Below are 21,443 nucleotides of genomic sequence, written 5' to 3'. Positions count from 1 at the left end.
ATGATTATGAAATACTCTAGACATTCGAAAATTCTTGAAATTATTGAAAGTAAAGACATTGAAACGCAAGATGAGTTAGCGTCAGAATTACGCGAATCTGGTTTTCAAGTAACGCAAGCAACCGTATCTCGAGATATTAAAGAGATGAGACTAATCAAGGTACTTACCAAGGATGGTCGTTACAAGTATGCTTCGATTAGAGAAAAAGAAGGCGTAGTCAATGAACGATTCCTTAAAATTTTCAGAAACTCTGTCACTTCGATCGATCATGCTGGTAATATCATCGTGGTTAAGACGCTTGTTGGATCTGCAAGTGCAGCAGCGGTGTCTATCGATGCACTTAACCTAAAACAAATCGTAGGTAGTATTGCCGGAGATGATACCATCTTTCTTTTAGTAAAAGAGCAAGACATGGTACAGGATTTACTTAAACAGTTTAAAGAATTATTAGTCTAGAGACACGTGGAGGTCGCATGCTTTTTGAGCTTAACATTAGTGATTTTGTCTTGATTAAAAAAGCGCAGCTCAAGTTTGATGAGGGCTTAAATGTCCTGACAGGCGAAACTGGAGCAGGTAAGTCGATGGTTTTAGGTGCTCTAAATCTCGTAATGGGGGGCACTGCAAACAAAGATGCTGTCAGAATTGGAAGTGAAAAGGCATTAATCAATGCAGGCTTTCAAACCAATCCTACAGTCAATTCGATATTAAGCGATCAAATGATTCCAGCCGATGATGAAGTGATTATATTGTCCCGTGAAATCCAGGCCAAAGGGAAAAGTCAGTCTAGAATCAACGGACAATTGGTGACACTTTCTCAGCTTAAATTGGTGACAGAAGCTTTAATTAATATTCATGGTCAAAATGAGCACCAGACATTGCTTGAAAAAGAAGAGCAGCTTTCATTACTGGATGCATATGGTGGTGAAAAGCATGATATTCTTTTAAAGAACATTGGTCTTTATTATGATGAAATAAATGAACTTAAAGCATTGCTTACAGATTTAGAGACGAAGTCCAGTGATCGCGTTAAGCAGCTTGATTATATAAATTATCAAATTGATGAAATTGAACTTGCCAAACTGAAACCCGGTGAAGATGTTGATCTTGAAAAAGCATTTGAATATCTCAATCACATGGGGCAGATTAAAGAAACCGTTGAAAATGCGATTGAGTTTTTTCATGGAGAATATGGCGATGGTACTATAGGGAGTCTTTCCTCTATCAATGGACAATTCAGAAAATTAGAAGGATTTCATGAAACGCTTGATAGTTTTGGTGAGCGATTAAAAGACGTCTTCTATTTAATGGAGGATCTTTCTAAGGATTTGGTTCATTATTCAGAAAAGCTTGACGTTGATCCTGAACGTTTGAAAGCCTTAGAAGACAGACTCGATACCATCAATACACTTAAAACAAAATATGGTCAAAGTATTGAACTCATTCTCTCACATTACGACAGATTATGTGTTGAGCGAGAAAACTTAGAATCAATAGAAACTAGGATTAATGAAGTCAATAAAACGATATCTAAAAAAATGGAAGCATATTTTAATGAAGCATCTAAGTTGTCTGAGTTACGATTAAAAGCAGCTAAAGCGTTTGAAAAGGCATTAGAGCACGAATTACATGAACTCAACATGAAAGAGGCTTCTTTTAAAATTGAATTAATTGAAAACCGTTCTGTAAGAAGAATGGGAATCGACGAAATAGATTTTTTAATAACGACAAATATAGGACAACCTTTTAGACCTTTAAAGAAAGTGGTCTCTGGGGGTGAACTCTCAAGATTGATGCTTGCAATTAAAATCGTGATTGGTCGAATTGATGAAGTTTCAACACTTGTCTTTGATGAAATCGATACGGGTATTAGTGGGATTACTGCGAACATAGTCGGAGAAAAATTATCCAAAATTGCAATGAACAGTCAGATTATCTGTATTACCCATCTACCACAGATTGCCGTTTATGCGGATCATCACTATCTAATTGAAAAATCATCAGATGGCACTCAAACCGAAACGGTATTGTCTAAACTGGATGAAACAAAGGTGGAAGACGAAATTGGTCGCTTGGTGGGTGGTGCTAAGGTAACAGAGTCAACAACACAGCACGCACGCGAGATGTTGAAAAATGCGAGAGATAAAAAAATCATTTTGAGGCATTGAAATGGATTGGTTGATAAGATTTTTGTACAGCCTGTTAACGGGGAGCCTGATGTTTGTCGTTTTGACACGTCTGGCACCAAAATTGAAGAAAGATACGAAATTAAAGCACGGGATAACGGTGCTTTATTTGGCTATCATGATGACAAGAGTTGAATTGATTCACCTTGATACAGTCTTGATTTTTCATCTTGGACTTATGTTGTTGATGCGATTTATGTATCAAATTTCATCATTTGTGTCAGCAATGTCTGTGATGCTACTTTATTTGATGTCAATTATTGCTTCAATGGTGGCTTCCAATCTAATCCTACTGGTCGATGGGAATTTATTGGACTATAGAACGCTATATGCATCTGGAAATTTCTTAGCAAACGTTTTTTATTTTGGTGGTTTGCTTACCTTACTGAGTTACTATAGAATGGTGGTTTCTCAGTTTAAAAAGTACGCTCAAAATAACATTCGACTGGATTTGGTGATGCTATTAAGCAATTTGGGATTATTTTCATTGGTGATTCTCTATCAGAGATTGACCTTTGAAAATATGGCGAAATTCACAGCAAATGGTGTGCTGAGAGTCCCTAATTCGTCTGCGTTCACAGGCTATTTTCTCGTGAGCTTTCTATTTGTTACGGTTATGATCCTCGTGTTAATCATCTTAGTGAATCGAACTTTTATGGTCGATCGTAACCTTGAAAACTATAAATTTAAAGCTGAAACCGATGTCATGACGGGTGCGCTCAGTAGAGAGGCTGGCTTAACACATTTAAAATCTGAAATGGCGAGAGCGGTTAGGTTTAAATATGATTTGACGATTGCTTATGTGGACATTAATGATTTAAAAGTTGTCAACGATAGATGGGGACATAAAGAAGGCGACCGATTAATTAAAGCAATTTCATTGAATATACAATCGTCACTAAGAGAGTTTGATGTCGTATCGAGATTAGGAGGGGATGAATTTTTAATAATTTTCACAAGATGTAACAAGCAACAAGCCCAAAGAGTTTGGAGAAGAATTACAGATGAATTTTTAAAGGTGAATTCTGTGGGTGAGTATAAGTTTAAAATTAGTGCAAGTGTTGGTATAACACAGTTTGACGCAACAAAACACACTACTTTATTGAGCTTTGTACACGAAGCGGACGAAGAAATGTATGCACAAAAGAAAACAATAAAGGCATCCAAATTGTAAAATCACTACAAAAGATGGTCAAATGTATTTAAATTTCATGGGTTTAAGATAAAATAGGGGTATATATATGGAAAAGATGAACAGTTACATAAACGAATATGAAGCTTTTCTTGTTGATCACAAGAAATTATCGACGAATACGCTATTGTCTTACAAAAGAGACTTAAAGTTTTTTTGTGAGTATGTGAGTTCAAATTTAAAGCTAGACGATTTAACTCAAGTTTCGCCGGTAGATATGATGACTTACACGATTTTTCTTAAGAAATCTGGAAAAGCAAATGCGACAATTTCTAGAACGATTGCGTCGCTTAGAACCTTTTATTCGTTTTTACACCACAAAGGGTATATGGTAAGCAATCCAACAACTGAACTGGAAGCACCGAAGCAAGATCGTAAAATGCCACAGGTATTAACGCTTGCTGAGGTTGAAAGATTACTTTCAAGACCTGATGTGCGTACATCTATAGGCAAAAGGGATAAAGCTATGATTGAGCTTCTCTATGCTACTGGTATTCGCGTTTCTGAATTGATTTCCTTAACACTTTCCGATATCAACACAACCATGGGGTATATAAAGTGTAAAGGGGCAAACAAGACAAGAGTGATTCCGCTAGGGTCAATGGCTTCAAGAGCGATTGACATCTATTTGAAAGATGGTAGGGGTCAGCTTGTTTCTGAAGATGAAGATGCCTTATTTGTGAATTATTATGGAAAAAAATTGACGCGTCAAGGGTTTTGGAAAGTGATAAAACGCTATTCAGAAGAAGCGAATATTCACAAATCAATTACACCGCATACGCTGAGACATTCTTTTGCATTTCACTTAATTCAAAATGGCGCAGATTTAAAATCGGTTCAAGAAATGTTAGGTCATTCTGATGTTGCAACAACTCAGATATACCTTGAAATGTCGAATGCTAAGCTGAGAGATATCTATGAAAAAACACACCCTAGAGCCTAATTAGGCTCTTTTTTAATTAGCCGCAGTCAGTTTACTTAAACCATAACTAAGCAAATGTATAACTGAGATTCGGTAAAAAAATATAGGAGGAACACTATGGTTAATCGCGTGGTATTATTTGTACTTGATAGCGTGGGAATTGGCGCTTTGCCAGACTCAGAACAATTTGGTGATATCGGTGTCAGTACACTGGGTCACATTGCAAAATCGACAGATCATTTTAAAATTCCAAATTTAAGAAAATTAGGCGTAGGCAACATTGACGGTATCGATTATATCGATGCAGATCCAAATCCAATAGGCGCATTTGGCAGAAGCTTAGAAGCTTCTAATGGTAAAGATACTACGACAGGTCATTGGGAAATTGCAGGACTTAAAATTGAACAACCATTTAAAACCTATCCGGATGGCTTTCCGCCACATATTATAAATGCATTTGAAGCACAAACAGGTCGAAAGGTGCTTTGTAATAAACCTGCATCAGGCACAGTTGTCTTAGATGAACTGGGTGAAGAGCATATGAAAACAGGAAATCCGATTGTTTATACATCAGCAGATTCAGTATTTCAAATTGCTGCACATGAGGACATCATTCCTTTAGATGAGCTCTATCGCATGTGTCAAATTGCAAGAGATATCCTAGTTGGGGATGATCAGGTTGCCAGAGTTATTGCGAGACCATTCGTAGGTGAACCGGGAAATTTCCAAAGAACTTCAAACAGAAGAGATTATAGCATAAAACCATTTGAGAAAACGGTTCTTGATTATGCAAAAGAAGCTGGGTACGACGTAAGAGCGGTTGGTAAAATCGTTGACATTTACGATGGCGAAGGCATCACACACGATGTTCATACGAAGGATAATATGGATGGTGTCGATCAGACACTGAATTATTTAAAAGAAGATTTCAAGGGCATTCTATTTACTAACCTAGTAGATTTTGATGCAAAGTTCGGTCATAGAAGAGATGTCGCTGGCTATCGTCAAGCGATTGAAGAGGTGGATGCAAGATTGCCAGAATTATTTAATGCAATGAAGCCTTCTGACCTACTTATCATTCTTGCAGATCATGGCAATGATCCCGCATATAGTGGTACCGATCATACAAGAGAATATATTCCTTTGTTGATTTATGGTGATGCTGTAAAAGCAGGCACAAATATTGGTACACGTCAAACCTTTGCTGATGTAGCTGCAACTGTATCAGACATTTTAGGTATCCCAGCTACTGCAAACGGAACAAGCTTTAAAAATGAAATTTTAAAATAAAGGTCTTAGGAGGCAAAAATGGATCAACTGCTCTTGAAAATGAGTGAAGCAAAAGCATATATTGAGTCAAAGCTCACTGTTCAACCTGAATTAGGTTTGATACTCGGCTCAGGTTTGGGAATTATGGCAGAGGAGATTGAATCACCTATAAAAATTAAGTATTCTGAAATTCCTCATTTTCCAGTATCTACTGTAGAAGGTCACGAGGGTCAATTTGTCGTAGGTAAACTCAACGGTAAAAACGTCATTGCGATGCAAGGGCGCTTTCACTACTATGAAGGTTACACGATGCAAGAAGTGACATTCCCTGTGAGAGTATTAAAAGCTTTAGGCGTGAAACATTTGATTTTAACCAACGCTGCTGGCGGTACAAACGAATCTTTCAGCGGTGGTACACTGATGCTGATTACAGATCAAATCAATATCATGGGTGTCAATCCATTAATCGGTAAAAACGAAGCTGAGCTTGGACCTAGATTCCCAGATGCTTCAAGTATTTATAGCCCTGAGTTCAATGCACAAATACTTGATGAAGCAAAAGCTTTGAATATTGATCTCAAGCAAGGGGTCTATTTCTATTTTACTGGTCCTGCTTACGAGACGCCTGCTGAAGTTAGACTTGCTAAAATGTTAGGCGGAGATGCCGTAGGTATGTCAACTGCTCCTGAGGCACTTGTAGCAGCACATATGGGTATGAAAGTAACAGGTATCTCATGTATTACAAATATGGCTGCCGGCATTCAAAAGACAGCTTTAAATCATCAAGAAGTTGTAGAAGTTGCAAATCGAGTTCAAAGCACATTTATCAAACTTGTGAATCGAATTATCGAAATTGCATAATTAGGAGGCGGCAATGCGTATAGTTGATGTAATCAATAAGAAAAAACACGGAGAGTCATTATCAAAAGCTGAAATTGACTTTTTTATAGAAGGATATACTAAAGGTGAAATTCCTGATTACCAAGCGTCTGCTCTATTAATGGCAATCTATTTTAAGGGAATGGAAGCTCAAGAAATTGCAGATTTAACGGATGCCATGGTGCGTTCTGGCGATCAAGTGGACCTTAGCAGAATTGAAGGCATCAAGGTTGACAAGCACTCAACTGGTGGTGTAGGTGATAAAATCAGCTTAATCGTTATTCCACTCGTTGCTTCAGTGGGAGTTCCTGTAGCCAAAATGTCAGGCAGAGGCCTCGGTCATACAGGTGGTACCATCGATAAACTAGAAGCGATTGAAGGTTTTAAAGTTGAGCTTAGCAATGAAGACTTTATCAACAACGTTAACCAATATAAAATGGCAATCGTAGGACAGTCAGGCAATCTGACACCTGCAGATAAAAAACTATATGCTTTAAGAGATGTAACGGGTACGATCGATAGTATCCCATTAATTGCAAGCTCAATTATGAGTAAAAAAATTGCCGCAGGCACAGATGCAATCGTTCTCGATGTTAAAGTTGGCTCGGGTGCGTTTATGAAATCGCTTGATGATGCTAGGGAACTAGCAAAAACCATGGTTGCTATCGGTAACTCACTCAATAGAAAAACAGTTGCTGTAATTACGAACATGGATCAACCACTTGGACATGAAGTGGGTAATGCAAACGAAATCCAAGAGGCGATAGAAGTACTTAGTGGTCATGGCGCTGAAGACGAAACTGAAGTTGCACTTACAATCGCATCGTATATGGCTGTGTTGGGTGGTGCTTTTGAGAACATCGAACAAGCGCGCAAACACTTTGAAGCATTGATTGCTTCTGGTGAAGCAATTGAGATTCTTAAAAAATTCGTTCAAATCCAAGGTGGCAATCCAGAAGTAATCTCTAACCCTGAATTATTACCAAAAGCTTCAAAACACATTGAAGTTAAGGCAGATCTTGAAGGCTATGTCGCTGGATTTGATGCTGAAAAAATTGGTATATCAGCAATGATGCTCGGTGCTGGTAGACGTAAAAAGGAAGATGCAATTGATTTTGCAGCAGGCATCACACTTAAAAAGAAAATTGGTGAACATGTCAATTTAGGAGATGTACTCTGTGTACTTCATACAAATGCAGAAGATACAAATGAGGCTGAACGTATGGCGAGAACCGCTTTCGTCGTTAGCAATCATCACCCTGGTGAGGTTAAATACATCTATGAGATTATCGAGTAGGTAAATAGATTAGAAGTATGAATCATAGATCTGCAAGATAACCACACCCCATTTATTAGATAAAATAAGTGGGGTGTTTTTTAATTGAAGCTTTTTATTATATAATAAGAAGGGATCAGTTGGGTTTAAGTTGTCTTTCATTTTAGATAACGTTATAATAATAAGAGTTGACTCAAATTGGAGGCTTAAGATGGTACAAAGGGTTGAAGACATACTACTTAAGTTAACAGAAATTGCAAACCGATTAAATACGTCTTTTTATTTCGTAGGCGGCTGTGTTCGTGATGCCTTTTATCACAAGCCGAGTTTTGATATCGATCTTGCAATGAACGATGCCCTGTTCCTTGAAGCCATTAAAATTTTTGACATCACGCAGACCAGCGAGTTTATGACCGCTACTCTGAATATTGCACCTTATCAAATCGACCTAGCCGTATTTAGAACTGAAACATATCTTGCAAATAAAGGGCTACCAGATGTTATTATCAGTGATCTAGAGGGCGATCTGAAACGCAGGGATTTTACAATTAATACAGGCTATGTTGAAGTGACACCACAGTCCATTTCAGACCTGCTAGACCACTCTGGACCTATCATAGTATCTTATTCTCACCCGCTTTTTTTGCAGGATATTGAACAGAAACGCATAAGAACGCTTCACGATGATAGCTTTTACGAGGATCCCTCACGATTAATGCGCGCGGTTAAGTATATGGTAACGCTTGATTTGTCACTAGAATTATTAACTGAAGTGCAGTTTAAAAGAGCGATTCAAGAAAATTGGTTAAATCATTTTTCAAAAGCGAGATATAAAAAAATCCTTCTTAAGTACATAGAGGATGACCGATATTCAGAGCTTCTAATGCACCTGAATGAACATCGTCTACTGATTGAGTTAGAGCCTGAAACCAGTGAAAAAGCAAAGCCAAACAAAAGTGTTAAAGCGAGTAGAATTAGTGAGTTGATGGGTCAAGTAATCACGCTTCTCCCTAATCTATCAGTAAATGAAATGCAGCAGATGGAGCTGTTAGCCTACTATACATCTAATCTGATGTTCTGGGTAAATACGACTAAAACCATAAGTAGAGGGATCAATCGAACCCAAGTGGTATTAGAACGACTTAGTTTAGAGTCGATTTTAGATATTGATTTGTTTGATTTGCTTTCGCCTTTCAGCGATTTTGAATTAGGGATAGCATGGATTGCTTCACAGACACCACGAACTAGTGAAAATATTAAAAAATACATCAAAGAGCTTAAGCCACTTAAGATTATGATTAATAGAAAAGCACTAATTGAAAGAAACCTCCCCATCACCTATAACAAGCGTTCAACCTTGGGGGCTTTGCAACGTTATAAAATAGAGCAATTAAAATCAATGACTTTTGAAGACGAAATAAAATGGATTGAGAGCAAATTATATGAGCATAGATATTAAATTGGAAGCCTTTGAAGGACCTTTGGATCTTCTATTACACTTAATAACAAGAGAAGAAGTTGATATTTACGATATTCCTATCGTCAGTATTACTTCACAATATCTAGAAGTAATTGATAACCTATCAAATCTCGATTTAGATACTGCTACTGAGTTTATCGTTATGGCGGCAACCCTTATTGAAATCAAGTCGAGAATGCTGTTACCCGATCGAAACGATATGGAGGTTTTCGATTACAGTAACGAAGATCCAAGAAGAGAGTTGGTTAAACGATTGGTTGAGTACAAGCAGTTTAAAGAAATTGCAAGCTTACTTCGTGAAACCGAGGGCACACTGGATGAGGTCGTCTTTAAAGAGCAGTCCGATTTAAGCCAATATGTGGATCACGTAAGTAAAGAAACACTTAACGAATCCATGGATCAAATGCTTTTAGTAGAAGCCATACAGCGTGTGCTGGTTAAAATCAATCGATTTGACGACGGAAGACAAAAGTACTTTAAAGGCATCAAACGCGATGCGCACACAGTCGATGATAAGCTTAGCAAAATACGCAATAGGATATTAACCGAAGAGTGCTTTGAGTTTTCAACCTTGTTTGATGAGTTCATCACAAGAGAAGAGGTGGTTGTCACCTTCTTAGCGATTCTTGAATTGCTTAAACTAAAAGAAATCAGAATCGTCCAAGAAACTATTTTTGGTGAAATCTCTATTCGTAAAAGAGCACTTGAGGATCGTCAAGAAGAGCTTGTCGATGAAGATGAAGCGGATGAGAACACACAAGTCGTTATGACTGATCTATAAATAATTGAACTGTAAATAACTGAACTGTAAATAACTGAAATAAGACTATATATGTAATTAATTAATCTTGAAGTATTATTTTAGGTTAAATTCCAGATAAAGTGAGAGGAACGATATGGAAACCAACGTTAACTATAAATCAGTAATAGAATCGCTTTTGTTTGCATGGGGAGAGCCACTCAGTCTAAGTAAAATTGCAAAAATTCTAGACTTGAAGGCATCTGTAGTTGAAGAAGTGATCGAAGAAATGATAGAGACCTTCAAGAAGGAAGGCAGAGGCATACAAATCGTTGAGGTAAATAAGCATTATCAGCTGAGTACACTGAGAGCCAATTATGCCTATATCGAACAACTCTGTGCGACAAGTCGTAATAAAGGCCTTTCTAATTCTGCGTTAGAGGTACTTGCCATAATCGCATACAAGCAACCTATAACGAAGCTGGATATAGAACAAATTAGAGGCGTTAACTCTGATGGGCCACTTCAAAATCTCGTGGAAAGAGAACTCGTTCAAGTGATGGGAAGACTTGAAAAAATTGGACGACCACAGATCTATGGCACGACAGATACCTTTCTTAAGAGTTTTGGCTTTAAGACCTTAATGGATCTACCTGAAGTGGGCGATTTTGTTGAGACGATTACTTCGAGAACAACCAAATCAGCTCAGGTAGAAGAAGATGGAACAGAAGATGCAACAGAAGATGCAACAGAAGATGCAACAGAAGATGCAACAGAAGATGCGTTAGAGGATGTAATAGAAGTACTTGAAGATGAAGCAATAGAAAATGGAATTGATCAAAAGGATGACACAATCGATACTATATCTGAAGAAGAGGCATAAGATGATTGAAATTAAACCATTAGAATCTCGTATAACAAGTTGGCGGGAAGTTTCATATGAAATCGAAAATTTATTTTTTGAAAGACAGCTTGCAAATTTGAATTTTAAGCGCTTTGTGGTTAAGGATGGAGATGCGATTATCGGTGCTGGTCAATACGCATTTGTCAGTGAAGGGTGCGTTTTGATCAATGCGGTCCATGTCGCTGAAAACGAAAGACGTATTGCCCTCGGTGAAGGTCTTTTAAGAGCAATGCTAAATAGTGCCGAGATCAGTGGTGCAAAATCAGCTATATTCACAGGAAATGAAATTGAGTGTGCGTTCTACCGTCATGTTTTAAAAGGGGAGTGTGAAGACTTTGACAAAGATAAAGTCATTATTAATGAAAATCTATCTACTGAACTACCTCATATGAACTTAAAGGATGCAATAGTGCTTCCAAGCATTCTGGCATTTTTTGATCAACCCTGCAAAGGGACTAAAAAGAAATAATTGTATACAGCTATTCAAAAAGCCTATCATACAATTTGAATGAAAAATTGCAATTTTATAAAGAATTCCTCCAAAAATGAAATAATCCTTGCAAAACAACCTTGATATGATATGATTGTAAGTGAGAGTAAAAGGAGGATTCCAATGGCTAATTCAAAAGAAAATTTGACCATTCACATCAACGAAGCTTGGTGTAAAGGTTGTGGTATTTGTATAGCGTTTTGTCCTAAAAAAGTTCTAGGTTTCAATGAAAATGGCAAGGTGACGATGCTTGACAGAGAAAACTGTATCAAGTGTGGTATGTGCCAAATGAGATGCCCAGATTTTGCAATTTTTTTAGGAGGTAAAGAATAATGGCTAAGAAAGTCAAATTTCTACAAGGAAACGAAGCTTGTGTAGAAGGCGCATTAATGGCGGGTATGACATTTTATTCAGGCTATCCGATTACACCTTCAACAGAAATCGCTGAATTATCAGCTGAGAAACTACCTAGAATTGGTGGTAAGTTTATCCAAATGGAAGATGAAATCGCAGGTATCGCTGCTGCTATAGGGGCATCTTTAACAGGTGCTAAAGCAATGACTGCTACATCTGGTCCAGGCTTTTCACTCAAACAAGAAAACATCGGTTATGCTGCACTTGCTGAGGTGCCAGTGGTAATCGTCAACGTACAACGTGGTGGTCCAAGTACTGGTTTACCAACTGCACCAGGTCAAGGTGATTTGATGCAAGCAATGTGGGGAACACATGGGGATCATCCTGTTATTTGTTTAACACCAGATTCAGTTAAAGAGACGTTTGACTTAACCATCAGAGCGTTTAATCTAGCTGAGAAATACAGAACGCCAGTCATCTTATTAACAGATGAAATCACAGGTCACATGAGAGAAAAAATCGAGATTCCAGATGCGTCTGAAATCGAAGTTTACAATAGAATTAAACCAAACCAAGGCGATGAGTACAAAGCATACAAAGTTTATGATGGGGATTTAGTACCTAAAATGGCTGACTTTGGCTCAGGCTTTAGATATCATGTAACAGGACTTATGCATGATGAAACAGGCTTCCCTAGCAACAGTACAAAAAATGCTGGTGTATTAATGGATCGTTTAATGGCTAAAATTGAAGACAATTTAGATGATCTAATCACATATGAAGAAATTGAAGTAGCTGATGCTGAGTACTTAATCGTATCTTACGGTGGTACTGCAAGAACGGCTAAAGCAGCGATCAAAACACTTAGAAACGAAGGCATCAAAGTTGGTTTATTCAGACCAATTACGGTATGGCCTTTCCCAGAAAAACAAATCGAGGCACTTAGCAAAAAAGTTAAAAATATCCTCGTTGCCGAATTAAACTACGGACAAATGGTGCGTGAAGTTGAGCGCGTCGTAAAAGGTAATTGTGATGTTCGCCACTGTGGTAAAGCAAATGGCGAAGTATTAACCCCTGAAGAATTGATCCGTGCATTTAAGGAGGTATTATAATGAATCATCCATTGGCTGAAGGCTTTTTCCGTATGGAAAAATTACCACACATCTGGTGTCCAGGTTGTGGTCACGGTATTATCATGGCATCTATCGCGCGTGCGATTGATAAGCTTGGCTTAGATAAAGATAAAGTTTGTATCGTTTCTGGTATCGGTTGTTCTTCGAGAGCGCCTGGTTATATGGATTTCAACACACTTCATACAACACATGGTAGAGCACTTGCATTTGCAACAGGTGTCAAACTTGCAAACCCTGAATTAGAAGTAATCGTTATCGCTGGTGATGGTGACTTATCTGCAATTGGCGGTAATCACTTAATCCATGCAGCAAGAAGAAATATCGGATTAACGACGATTTGTTTTAACAATAACATCTATGGTATGACTGGCGGTCAATACTCTCCAACAACACCAACCTCTGAAAAAGGAACGACAGCGCCATACGGTAACATTGATAAACCTTTCGATATTACACAGCTTGCTATCGGAGCAGGTGCAACATATGCAGCTAAAACGACAGCGTATCATGTACCACAAATGGATAAATTAATGGAAGCAGCAATTGCGCATAAGGGCTTCTCACTTGTTGAAGCAATCTCAATCTGTCCAACTTACTACGGACGTAAGAATAAAAAAGGTTCTGCAGTCGATATGATGAACTTCCTTAAAGATAGCTTCATCGATCACAAAGTTGCAGAGAAATTACCTCCAGAGAAAAAAGAAGGTAAGTTCTTAATCGGTGAGTTCCTCAACAAAGTCGAACCAGAGTACACTGAGCAATATGATAAAATCATCGCTCAGTTGAAAAAATAGTCGAGGGGAGAAGACGATGAGCAAACAATTGGAATTAAGATTATCAGGTTCAGGTGGTCAAGGCCTTATAACAGCTGGGATCATCTTAGCAGAAGCTGCTCTTAAAGATAATAAAAATGCAATTCAAACGCAAAGTTATGGACCAGAAGCAAGAGGTGGGGCAAGTAAAGCAGAAGTAATCATCAGTGAAACAAGTATTGACTTCCCAAAAGTTACTTTACCGAACATGACTTTAGCTTTAACACAAATTGCGAGCGATAAATATATCAAAGATATCACAGAAGATGGTACAATAATAATAGATGATAGTATTACACTGCCTGCAGGCGTTACCGCAAAGAATGTCTACAAGGTGCCGATAATTAAAACGGCTATTAACGAAGTTGGTAAAGAGATCGTAGCAAACATCGTAGCACTTGGACTAATCGTTGGACTTACTGGAATCGTGTCTAGAGAAAGCTTAGAATTAGCAATTATGGCGCGCATTCCTAAAGGCACTGAAGATCTAAACCGATTAGCACTTGAAAAAGGTTATGAGTTGGCTAAACAAGTGTGATACAAACATCAATAACAAAAAGTTGAGGTGTTCATATGAGTCAATCGGATTTATTAAGTCGCATTAGGCAACAGTATCTTACCTTAAGTAAAAGTCATAAGAAAATAGCAGATTATATTTTGTCTAACTACGATAAGGTCGCCTTTATGACCGCTTCAGCACTAGGGAAAAACGTCGATATCAGCGAGTCTACAGTTGTAAGGTTTGCAGGGTCGATTGGATATGACGGCTATCCTGAATTACAAAAGGAATTACAAGAAACCATTAAAACCAAGTTGACCACGGTTCAACGTTTTGAAATGTCAAAAGATCATACAGAGTCTGAGTATCTTACAAAGATTATGTTAAGTGATATCGACAATATCAGACAGACCATCGATCAGTTCGATCCTGAAGTTTTAAGTAATTTCATCGATGAGATCATTAAGGCAAAGAAGGTTTATATTTTAGGGTTACGTAGTTCTTCAGTCTTAGCCAACTATTTGGGTTTTTATCTCAATTTCATCTTACCGGAAATTCACGTTATTCATGAGACGGCACAAGATGTTTACGATCAATTACTCAATATGTCAAAAGACGATGCAATGATTGTATTATCCTTCCCAAGATATTCAAAGAGGACGTACGACTGTGTTGATTATGCAATCAAGAACGAGACGACCATCTTAGGAATAACGGATGGACTAAATTCACCACTCTTTGAGAAGGTGAAGTATTGTTTAACTGCAAAGTATAACATGAACACCTTTATCGATTCCTTTGTTGCACCAATGAGTTTGATCAATGCTTTGATTATTGGACTGAGTCTTAAAAAAGAGGGCGTTGAGAAAAACCTTGAAAAACTGGAGCGTATCTGGGGGGATTATGGTGTATATGGCTTGAAATAATTACGAGGCATGAGCAATCATGCCTTTTTCATTTGTAAATAGACACAAATTAGGCTATAATTTAGGAGGAGAGCTATATCTGCATAAGATATAGTATTTTAATTTTGACGCATTACAAGGTGATAAAATGACTTATTTACAAATAGCAGTTGATGGACCTGCAGGTTCTGGAAAGAGTACTGTAGCAAAGCAAATAGCAGAGAAGTTAAACATAACTTATTTAGATACTGGAGCGATGTATCGCGCAGTTACCTATAAAGCCTTAGAATCTAAAATAGATTTGCAGGATGCATCCGCATTAAAGGAAGTGGTCGATCACATGACCATTCAGTTTAATCATAACCGCATAGCAGTGGATAGTGTTGATGTTTCTGAAGCGATCAGAACGCAGAATGTCACTTTAAACGTTTCATTGGTTTCTGCGGATGCTTACGTAAGGGCAGAAATGGTGAAAAGACAACAGGCGATTGCGCAGGGACAGTCTGTTATCATGGATGGTAGAGACATTGGTACGACGGTTTTACCCAATGCGCAGTATAAATTCTTTTTAGTTGCCGATCCTCGTGAACGTGCGAGAAGAAGACTAGCTGAGCTTACAGCAAAAGGTTTTACCGGTGATCTAGATGAAATTGTTGCAGATATTATAAGACGAGATACCTTTGATTCGAGTAGAGAAGTGTCGCCGCTTAAAAAAGCAGAAGATGCTATAGAAATTGATACAACGCATATGACAATTGAAGAAGTAATAGAAGAAATCTTGAAGGCGGTTAAGATCTAAGCGTCTTAGGGAGGTAAAATGAATTTATTATATAAGATTTGTAGAAAAGGTGCTTATCTTTATTATAAGCTCTTCTTTAAATTTGAGATTGAAGGCTTTGATCAGATTGATTGGTCACAAAACTATGTGGTGTGTGGCAATCACCTCAATCTACAAGATCCATTTGTAATTGGAGGACTTTTGCCGATCAGTACTAGATTTATGGCTAAAAAAGAGCTATTTAAACATCGAATTGTCGCAGCGTTTTTAACTAAAATTGGCGTATTCCCGGTAGATAGGGATGCAAACGATCTTAAGGCAATTAAAACAGCACTTGGGATTCTTAAAAATGGAGAGAGTCTTGGTTTATTTCCAGAGGGAACTCGTAACAAAGGTTATGAACCACTTGAAGTTAAGGCTGGAATGTCAATGTTAGCGATTAAAACAAAAACACCTGTTTTGGCCATTACTATTGATTCATTTTATAAGTTTAGAAAACCCTTAAGAGTTGTTTTTCATGAACCGATAGATTTGTCCCAGTATTATGATCAGAAGTTAACTTCAGACGAGTTTGAGGTCATTTCAAAATCGATACTGGATAAAATTTACTCTGATTTGAAGTATTACAGACCAGAAAATGCACCTAAGAAGTAAATTTAGTATAATGCTCCAAAGGCTATATCAGTATAATGAAATTCTAAGGAAATGTTCATCGTTCCTTGGTAGACACAGGCTATTTATTATGTTATAATGACGAGGTTTATATGAAAATACGAGTTGCAGAGCATTCTGGTTACTGCTATGGCGTCAAAAGAGCAGTAAGTCTCTTAGAAAATCTCATCGAAGAAAAAAGCAAGGTTTATACGCTTGGACCTATTATTCACAATCAGCAGGTAACGGATTATTATCATGAAAAAGGTGTTTTAATCATTGATAAAATAGCCGATTTAGGCGATAATGAAATAGATGGTGCTTTAGTGGTGATTCGATCTCATGGAGCGCCTAAAAGTGTATATGAAGAAGCTGAATTAAAGGGCATTAAGCTTAAAGATGCCACTTGTCCTTATGTAAAAAAAATTCAAAATACAGTTTCAACTTATGCATCTAAAGGGTATAATATAATCATTGTAGGCGATTCGAAACATCCCGAGGTTATTGGCATTAATGGTTGGTGTGATAATCAAGCTAAAATCATTAAAACGATCGAAGACGTGGAACTAATTCCGTCCGATCAGCGTCCTACATGTGTTGTCGCTCAAACAACCTTCAATATTAATTTATGGAAGGCAATCAGCGAACAACTTGAAGCAAAACTTGAGGACTGTGTCATTATTAACACCATTTGTCTCGCTACAGAGCAAAGACAACAGGCAGTGATAGCACTTGCCTCCGAAGTTGATCTTATGATCGTCGTAGGTGGTAAGCACAGTTCAAACACGATTAAATTAGCTGAGCTATGTGCTTTGCAAACCAAAACAATTCATATTGAAACTAAGGATGATTTAAACGGCGAAGCGTTGAAAGGTACACGAAGCATTGGTATTACAGCCGGAGCGTCTACGCCTGATTGGATAATCCAGTCGGTCATTCTTAAAATAGAAAACGAAGGCGAGGTATTTTTTTAATGGATAATCACAATTCAATGGCTGAAATGATGGAGCAAATCGAAGAATCATTGAAAATTCCAAGAAAAGGGTCAATTGTTAAAGGAAGCATAATTCAAGTTAATGCTGATGTTATCATAGTTAACATTGGCTATAAATCTGACGGCGTAATCCCAAGAAATGAAGTGTCAGCAGATGCTAACTTCGATTTGAAAGCTAATTTCAAAGAAGGCGATGAACTAGATGTTTATATCGTCAACCATGATAATGGTGAAGGAAACGTTTTACTTTCATTAAGAAAAGTAAACGTAGACAAAGATTGGGAAGAATTAGAAGCAATTCACGAAAAAGACCAACCAATTCTTGTAAGAGTAACTGAATCTGTTAACGGCGGATTAATTGCTTTCTACAAAGAAATCAGAGGTTTTGTTCCAGCTTCACAACTTTCTGACAGATTTGTTAAAAACTTAAAACCATATATTGGTCAAGAGTTAAAAGTTAAAGTAATCGAAATTAACAAACAAAAGAAAAGAGCAGTCTTCTCTCATAAAGAATTTGCAGTTCTTGAAAAACAAGCTGCTAGAGAAGCATTCTGGTCGACTATTGAAGTTGGTCAAGTTGTAAAAGGCGAAGTTAAACGTATTACAAACTTCGGCGCATTCGTTGATATCGGTGGTATGGACGGTTTAGTTCACGTTACTGAAATGAGCTGGGGAAGAATTAAACCAGTTAACGAATTCGTAAGAGTTGGTCAAACAGTTGAAGTTAAAGTGATTGACGCAAACAAAGACGAAAACAAAATTTCACTTTCAATCAAACAATTAACACCAGAACCATGGGAAACTTTCGCTGACAGATATGAAGTTGGTGGCGTTTACGAAGGTAAAGTGGTTAACTTAACTGATTTTGGTGCGTTTGTTGAGCTTGAACCAGGCATCGAAGGTTTAGTTCACGTATCACACATCGCTAAAGAGCATGTTGAAAAACCTGCTGATGTGTTAAAAGTGAACCAAACAGTTGAAGTAAAAATTCTTGAGTACGTTGCAGAAGAAAAGAAAGTTAAACTTTCTATGAAAGCTGTTAATGAGCCAACTGAAGAAGAAGTAACTGAAGCAGTAGACGCTGAATAAGATTAATAAAGAAAAGAATTTTAAAAGCCGATGAATAATCGGCTTTTTTAAAACCTAAAATTGGGTATATACTTTTTAGAGTTGAATCACACTATGGGGGTTTTTATGGAAGGCTATGAAAAGTTTAAAGAAAGAGTATTCAGTAAGACTAAGTTAGATCTTTCATTATACAAAGAAAGACAAATGAAGCGCCGTATAGAATCTTTGATTACGCGTCATGGCTTAAAGGATTTTGAAGCTTATTTCAAATTAATCGATACAAACAAAGATGCATTTGATGAATTTATCAATTATTTGACTATTAACGTATCCGAGTTTTATCGTAATCCTACTCAATGGGATGTTCTAAGAGAAGATATATTTCCAACATTACTAAAAAAGACAAAGCATCCAAAAATTTGGTCGGCTGCTTGTTCAACGGGTGAAGAGCCTTATTCATTAGTCATGTGCTTAAGCGAGTTTTTACCATTAAAGGACATCAAGATTTTAGCAGTAGATTTCGATACTGAAGCACTCAACAAAGCTAAAGTTGGCGTTTACAGTGATAAAAGTATCAAAAATGTACCTGAAGCTTATGTAAAGAAATACTTTGAACCAATAGGCAAAAGTTTTAAAATCAAAGATGAAATCAAAGCATGTGTTGAATTTAAGAAAATGAATTTACTTTTAGATGAATATCCAAAGGGATTTGATTTGATTGTTTGCCGAAATGTTATGATTTATTTCACAGAGGAAGCAAAAGATGAGATGTATAAGAAATTCTACGGCTCATTATCTCCAGACAGTTATTTCTTTGTCGGTAGCACAGAGCAAATTATTCAACCACAAAGATATAATTTTGAATCAAATAAGACGTTCTTCTATTATAAGAAGTAAATAATAACACTTAAAGTTATCAAGTTTTCCTTGTTATATCTAAAATCAGAAAAGGACTCTAACCTAGTCGATAGGTAGAGTCCTTCTTTATTTAACAGTGATCTCGCTTGTGGAAAATCTAAAGGCTTAATGCCTGAAAATTTTTATTTATTGATAAAGTCTCTCTAGTTCGTCGATTAACTCCCCAACATAAGCGACAGCTGATTCGACAGGTGCAGTAGTTGACATGTCAATGCCAGCCATGAGGGCGAGATCCAGTGGACGTTTTGTTCCGCCTGCAGCCAAAACAGATAACCATCTGTCTACTGCGGGTTGTCCTTCAGACATGATTTGCTTTGAAACCGCTGTAGAAATCGTTAACCCTGCTGAATAGGTGTAAGGATATAAGCCCATATAGTAATGTGGCTGTCTCATCCAAGTCATACCAGCCGCATCATCGATGACGACTGTATCGCCCCAGAAGGTTTTAATCACATCGAGTTTGGTTTCGTTAAACCATTTAGCCGTAAGTGGTCCGCCGCTTTCAGCCTGTGCGTAGACACGTCTTTGGAATTCCGCTTCAAGTAAATGTGTAACGAAATTATGATAGTAAGTGCCCATCATTTGAAGGATGACCCAACGCTTCATTTCTGGCGAATCATCGGTTTTCATTAAATGATTTGCAAGTAGAATTTCGTTCATAGTAGAAGGTGCTTCAATGAAATAGATAGATGGACGCGTATCGAAAATTCTTTGAGTTTTATTTGCAAGTGTAAAATGTCCAGCATGTCCAAGCTCATGAGCAAGTGTAAATGCAGAGCGCATAGATTCTTGATAGCTGATTAGGATATAAGAGTGAACACCATATGGCGAGGCACAAAAGGCTCCTGTCGATTTGCCGACATTATCAGCATAGTCAATCCAGCGTTCATCAAATGCACGTTCCATACTGTGTTTATAATCATCACCAAGGATTGCAAGTGCATCGATAATCACATTTTTAATACTCTCGATATTAGCTGGTGGATTAAAGCTCGCGTCAAGTGGTGCTTTTAGATCGCAAAATCTGATTTCATCGAGACCAAGTTGTTCTTTTCTAATCTGAGCGAGTTTACGCATGTGTGGTGCAAGTTTGATATAGATGGTATCGATTTGCTTGTTGTACATTTCAGGCGTTACTTTTTGTGGTTCTAGTAGCATTTCAGTAACTGAACCGTATCCTCTCAAACGACTCATGGCAACTTGTTTTTTAACTTCAGTTGCATAGACCGATGCAAAGGTGTTGTTATAAGCCTTTAATGATTTCGTAAACGAATCATAAGCCATACGTCTTACTTCAGTATCGGTTGAAAACTCATATTTTGTTTCATATAAACCAAATGAGTTTGGAAGCTTTTCTCCGTTTGCTTCGAAATCTTCAAAAGACATGTCTGCAGCTTTGCTGGTATTATAGATTCGATAAGGTGCATTAGACACTTCTCCTAAAGACGAGAGAGCAAGTTCTGTTTCTGGTGAAAGCATGTGTGCTTTAACGGAATAAACATCATCCAAATAGTTTTTAAATTCACCAAGCTTAGGTGCGTCGTTGAAAAGTTGGTCATACTCATTTTTCTCAAGTGCTGTTATTTCAGAAGACATAAAAGAAACGGATGAAGCCGTTTTAGTTGCAAATGCACCATATTTCATGCTGTCTTCTTGATTCTGAGGATCAGTTGCATCTTCAGATTGTTTTAAGTTAGCATAGGTGCCAATTTTTACTGCATTTTGATAAGCTTTTTCAAAAGCACTTAAACAGGCATATGTCGTTTCGCCATTTTCTGTTAAACGACCCTTGAACTTTGAAACTTCTTCAAAAAGAGTTTCTGTCTCATTTAAGGCTTTAAGCCAAGCTTCTCTTGATTCAAATAAGGGAGTTAGATCCCATGTCATATGTGCAGGAACTTCTGATCTTAATAATCTTTTTGATGCCATAGATACCTCCAGTTTTTATTTCGACTCCCTAATATTTTATCATAGATATGTTCATAAGGGATAAGGAT

The 21,443-nt window shown here is 37.4% G+C and carries 22 protein-coding genes; 21 read left to right on the top strand and 1 reads right to left on the bottom strand.

Annotation, left to right across the window (positions count from 1 at the left end):
* Window positions 1-6 precede the first annotated feature (6 nt).
* The 21 genes from AC4PID_RS02015 to AC4PID_RS01915 all read left to right on the top strand — a co-directional run bounded on the left by AC4PID_RS02015 (window position 7) and on the right by AC4PID_RS01915 (window position 19,425).
* On the top strand, window positions 7-456 hold the full coding sequence (locus tag AC4PID_RS02015; RefSeq protein ID WP_492133920.1) for an arginine repressor: 450 nt from the start codon (window positions 7-9) through the stop codon (window positions 454-456).
* 17 nt (window positions 457-473) lie between these two features.
* Window positions 474-2,165, top strand: a complete 1,692-nt coding sequence (gene recN, locus AC4PID_RS02010) for a DNA repair protein RecN (RefSeq protein WP_492133919.1) — start codon at window positions 474-476, stop codon at window positions 2,163-2,165.
* Between the two features lies 1 nt (window position 2,166).
* Window positions 2,167-3,357, top strand: a complete 1,191-nt coding sequence (locus tag AC4PID_RS02005) for a GGDEF domain-containing protein (RefSeq protein ID WP_492133918.1) — start codon at window positions 2,167-2,169, stop codon at window positions 3,355-3,357.
* Window positions 3,358-3,433: 76 nt separating this feature from the next.
* Window positions 3,434-4,318, top strand: coding sequence for a site-specific tyrosine recombinase XerD (gene xerD / locus AC4PID_RS02000; RefSeq protein ID WP_492135407.1), 885 nt, complete (start codon window positions 3,434-3,436; stop codon window positions 4,316-4,318).
* Window positions 4,319-4,414: 96 nt separating this feature from the next.
* Window positions 4,415-5,587 (top strand): phosphopentomutase, encoded by a 1,173-nt coding sequence (locus tag AC4PID_RS01995; RefSeq protein ID WP_492133917.1) that lies wholly within the window; start codon window positions 4,415-4,417, stop codon window positions 5,585-5,587.
* A gap of 18 nt (window positions 5,588-5,605) precedes the next feature.
* Entirely contained in the window at window positions 5,606-6,427 is an 822-nt protein-coding gene (locus AC4PID_RS01990; protein ID WP_492133916.1) for a purine-nucleoside phosphorylase, read from the top strand.
* A gap of 13 nt (window positions 6,428-6,440) precedes the next feature.
* A complete protein-coding gene (locus tag AC4PID_RS01985) occupies window positions 6,441-7,742 on the top strand; it encodes a pyrimidine-nucleoside phosphorylase (RefSeq protein ID WP_492133915.1) in 1,302 nt (433 codons plus the stop codon).
* Window positions 7,743-7,932: 190 nt separating this feature from the next.
* The gene (locus AC4PID_RS01980) at window positions 7,933-9,180 is read left to right on the top strand and encodes a tRNA nucleotidyltransferase/poly(A) polymerase family protein (protein ID WP_492133914.1); all 1,248 of its coding nucleotides are present in this window, start codon (window positions 7,933-7,935) and stop codon (window positions 9,178-9,180) included.
* Window positions 9,164-9,982: a segregation and condensation protein A gene (locus AC4PID_RS01975; RefSeq protein ID WP_492133913.1), complete on the top strand. Its 819-nt coding sequence runs from the start codon at window positions 9,164-9,166 to the stop codon at window positions 9,980-9,982. Before AC4PID_RS01980 ends, AC4PID_RS01975 begins: the two co-directional genes overlap by 17 nt.
* A 115-nt stretch (window positions 9,983-10,097) precedes the next feature.
* Window positions 10,098-10,823 (top strand): SMC-Scp complex subunit ScpB, encoded by a 726-nt coding sequence (gene scpB / locus AC4PID_RS01970; protein ID WP_492133912.1) that lies wholly within the window; start codon window positions 10,098-10,100, stop codon window positions 10,821-10,823.
* A 1-nt stretch (window position 10,824) separates the two neighbouring features.
* Window positions 10,825-11,313, top strand: coding sequence for a GNAT family N-acetyltransferase (locus AC4PID_RS01965; RefSeq protein ID WP_492133911.1), 489 nt, complete (start codon window positions 10,825-10,827; stop codon window positions 11,311-11,313).
* Window positions 11,314-11,457: 144 nt separating this feature from the next.
* Window positions 11,458-11,667 carry a 4Fe-4S dicluster domain-containing protein gene (locus AC4PID_RS01960; protein WP_492133910.1) on the top strand — a complete coding sequence of 70 codons (210 nt, stop codon included), beginning with the start codon at window positions 11,458-11,460 and terminating at the stop codon, window positions 11,665-11,667.
* Window positions 11,667-12,800, top strand: coding sequence for a 2-oxoacid:acceptor oxidoreductase subunit alpha (locus AC4PID_RS01955; RefSeq protein ID WP_492133909.1), 1,134 nt, complete (start codon window positions 11,667-11,669; stop codon window positions 12,798-12,800). Before AC4PID_RS01960 ends, AC4PID_RS01955 begins: the two co-directional genes overlap by 1 nt.
* Window positions 12,800-13,615: a 2-oxoacid:ferredoxin oxidoreductase subunit beta gene (locus AC4PID_RS01950; protein WP_492133908.1), complete on the top strand. Its 816-nt coding sequence runs from the start codon at window positions 12,800-12,802 to the stop codon at window positions 13,613-13,615. The genes AC4PID_RS01955 and AC4PID_RS01950 overlap by 1 nt, the downstream gene beginning before the upstream one ends.
* A gap of 16 nt (window positions 13,616-13,631) precedes the next feature.
* Window positions 13,632-14,171 (top strand): 2-oxoacid:acceptor oxidoreductase family protein, encoded by a 540-nt coding sequence (locus tag AC4PID_RS01945; RefSeq protein WP_492133907.1) that lies wholly within the window; start codon window positions 13,632-13,634, stop codon window positions 14,169-14,171.
* 35 nt (window positions 14,172-14,206) lie between these two features.
* The gene (locus AC4PID_RS01940; protein ID WP_492133906.1) at window positions 14,207-15,058 is read left to right on the top strand and encodes a MurR/RpiR family transcriptional regulator; all 852 of its coding nucleotides are present in this window, start codon (window positions 14,207-14,209) and stop codon (window positions 15,056-15,058) included.
* 127 nt (window positions 15,059-15,185) lie between these two features.
* A complete protein-coding gene (cmk, locus tag AC4PID_RS01935) occupies window positions 15,186-15,836 on the top strand; it encodes a (d)CMP kinase (RefSeq protein WP_492133905.1) in 651 nt (216 codons plus the stop codon).
* A gap of 18 nt (window positions 15,837-15,854) precedes the next feature.
* Window positions 15,855-16,469 carry a lysophospholipid acyltransferase family protein gene (locus tag AC4PID_RS01930; protein WP_492133904.1) on the top strand — a complete coding sequence of 205 codons (615 nt, stop codon included), beginning with the start codon at window positions 15,855-15,857 and terminating at the stop codon, window positions 16,467-16,469.
* Between the two features lie 110 nt (window positions 16,470-16,579).
* Window positions 16,580-17,440 (top strand): 4-hydroxy-3-methylbut-2-enyl diphosphate reductase, encoded by an 861-nt coding sequence (ispH, locus tag AC4PID_RS01925; protein ID WP_492133903.1) that lies wholly within the window; start codon window positions 16,580-16,582, stop codon window positions 17,438-17,440.
* Window positions 17,440-18,549, top strand: a complete 1,110-nt coding sequence (gene rpsA / locus AC4PID_RS01920) for a 30S ribosomal protein S1 (protein ID WP_492133902.1) — start codon at window positions 17,440-17,442, stop codon at window positions 18,547-18,549. The genes ispH and rpsA overlap by 1 nt, the downstream gene beginning before the upstream one ends.
* A gap of 105 nt (window positions 18,550-18,654) precedes the next feature.
* A complete protein-coding gene (locus AC4PID_RS01915; RefSeq protein ID WP_492133901.1) occupies window positions 18,655-19,425 on the top strand; it encodes a CheR family methyltransferase in 771 nt (256 codons plus the stop codon).
* A gap of 147 nt (window positions 19,426-19,572) precedes the next feature.
* Here AC4PID_RS01915 and pepF read toward each other — a convergent pair whose 3' ends face one another.
* Window positions 19,573-21,375, bottom strand: a complete 1,803-nt coding sequence (gene pepF, locus AC4PID_RS01910; RefSeq protein WP_492133900.1) for an oligoendopeptidase F — start codon at window positions 21,373-21,375, stop codon at window positions 19,573-19,575.
* Between the last annotated feature and the right edge of the window lie 68 nt (window positions 21,376-21,443).

The organism is Fusibacter sp. QWL-12 (assembly GCF_058683495.1).
This window is presented reverse-complemented; position numbering and strand designations above follow the sequence as displayed.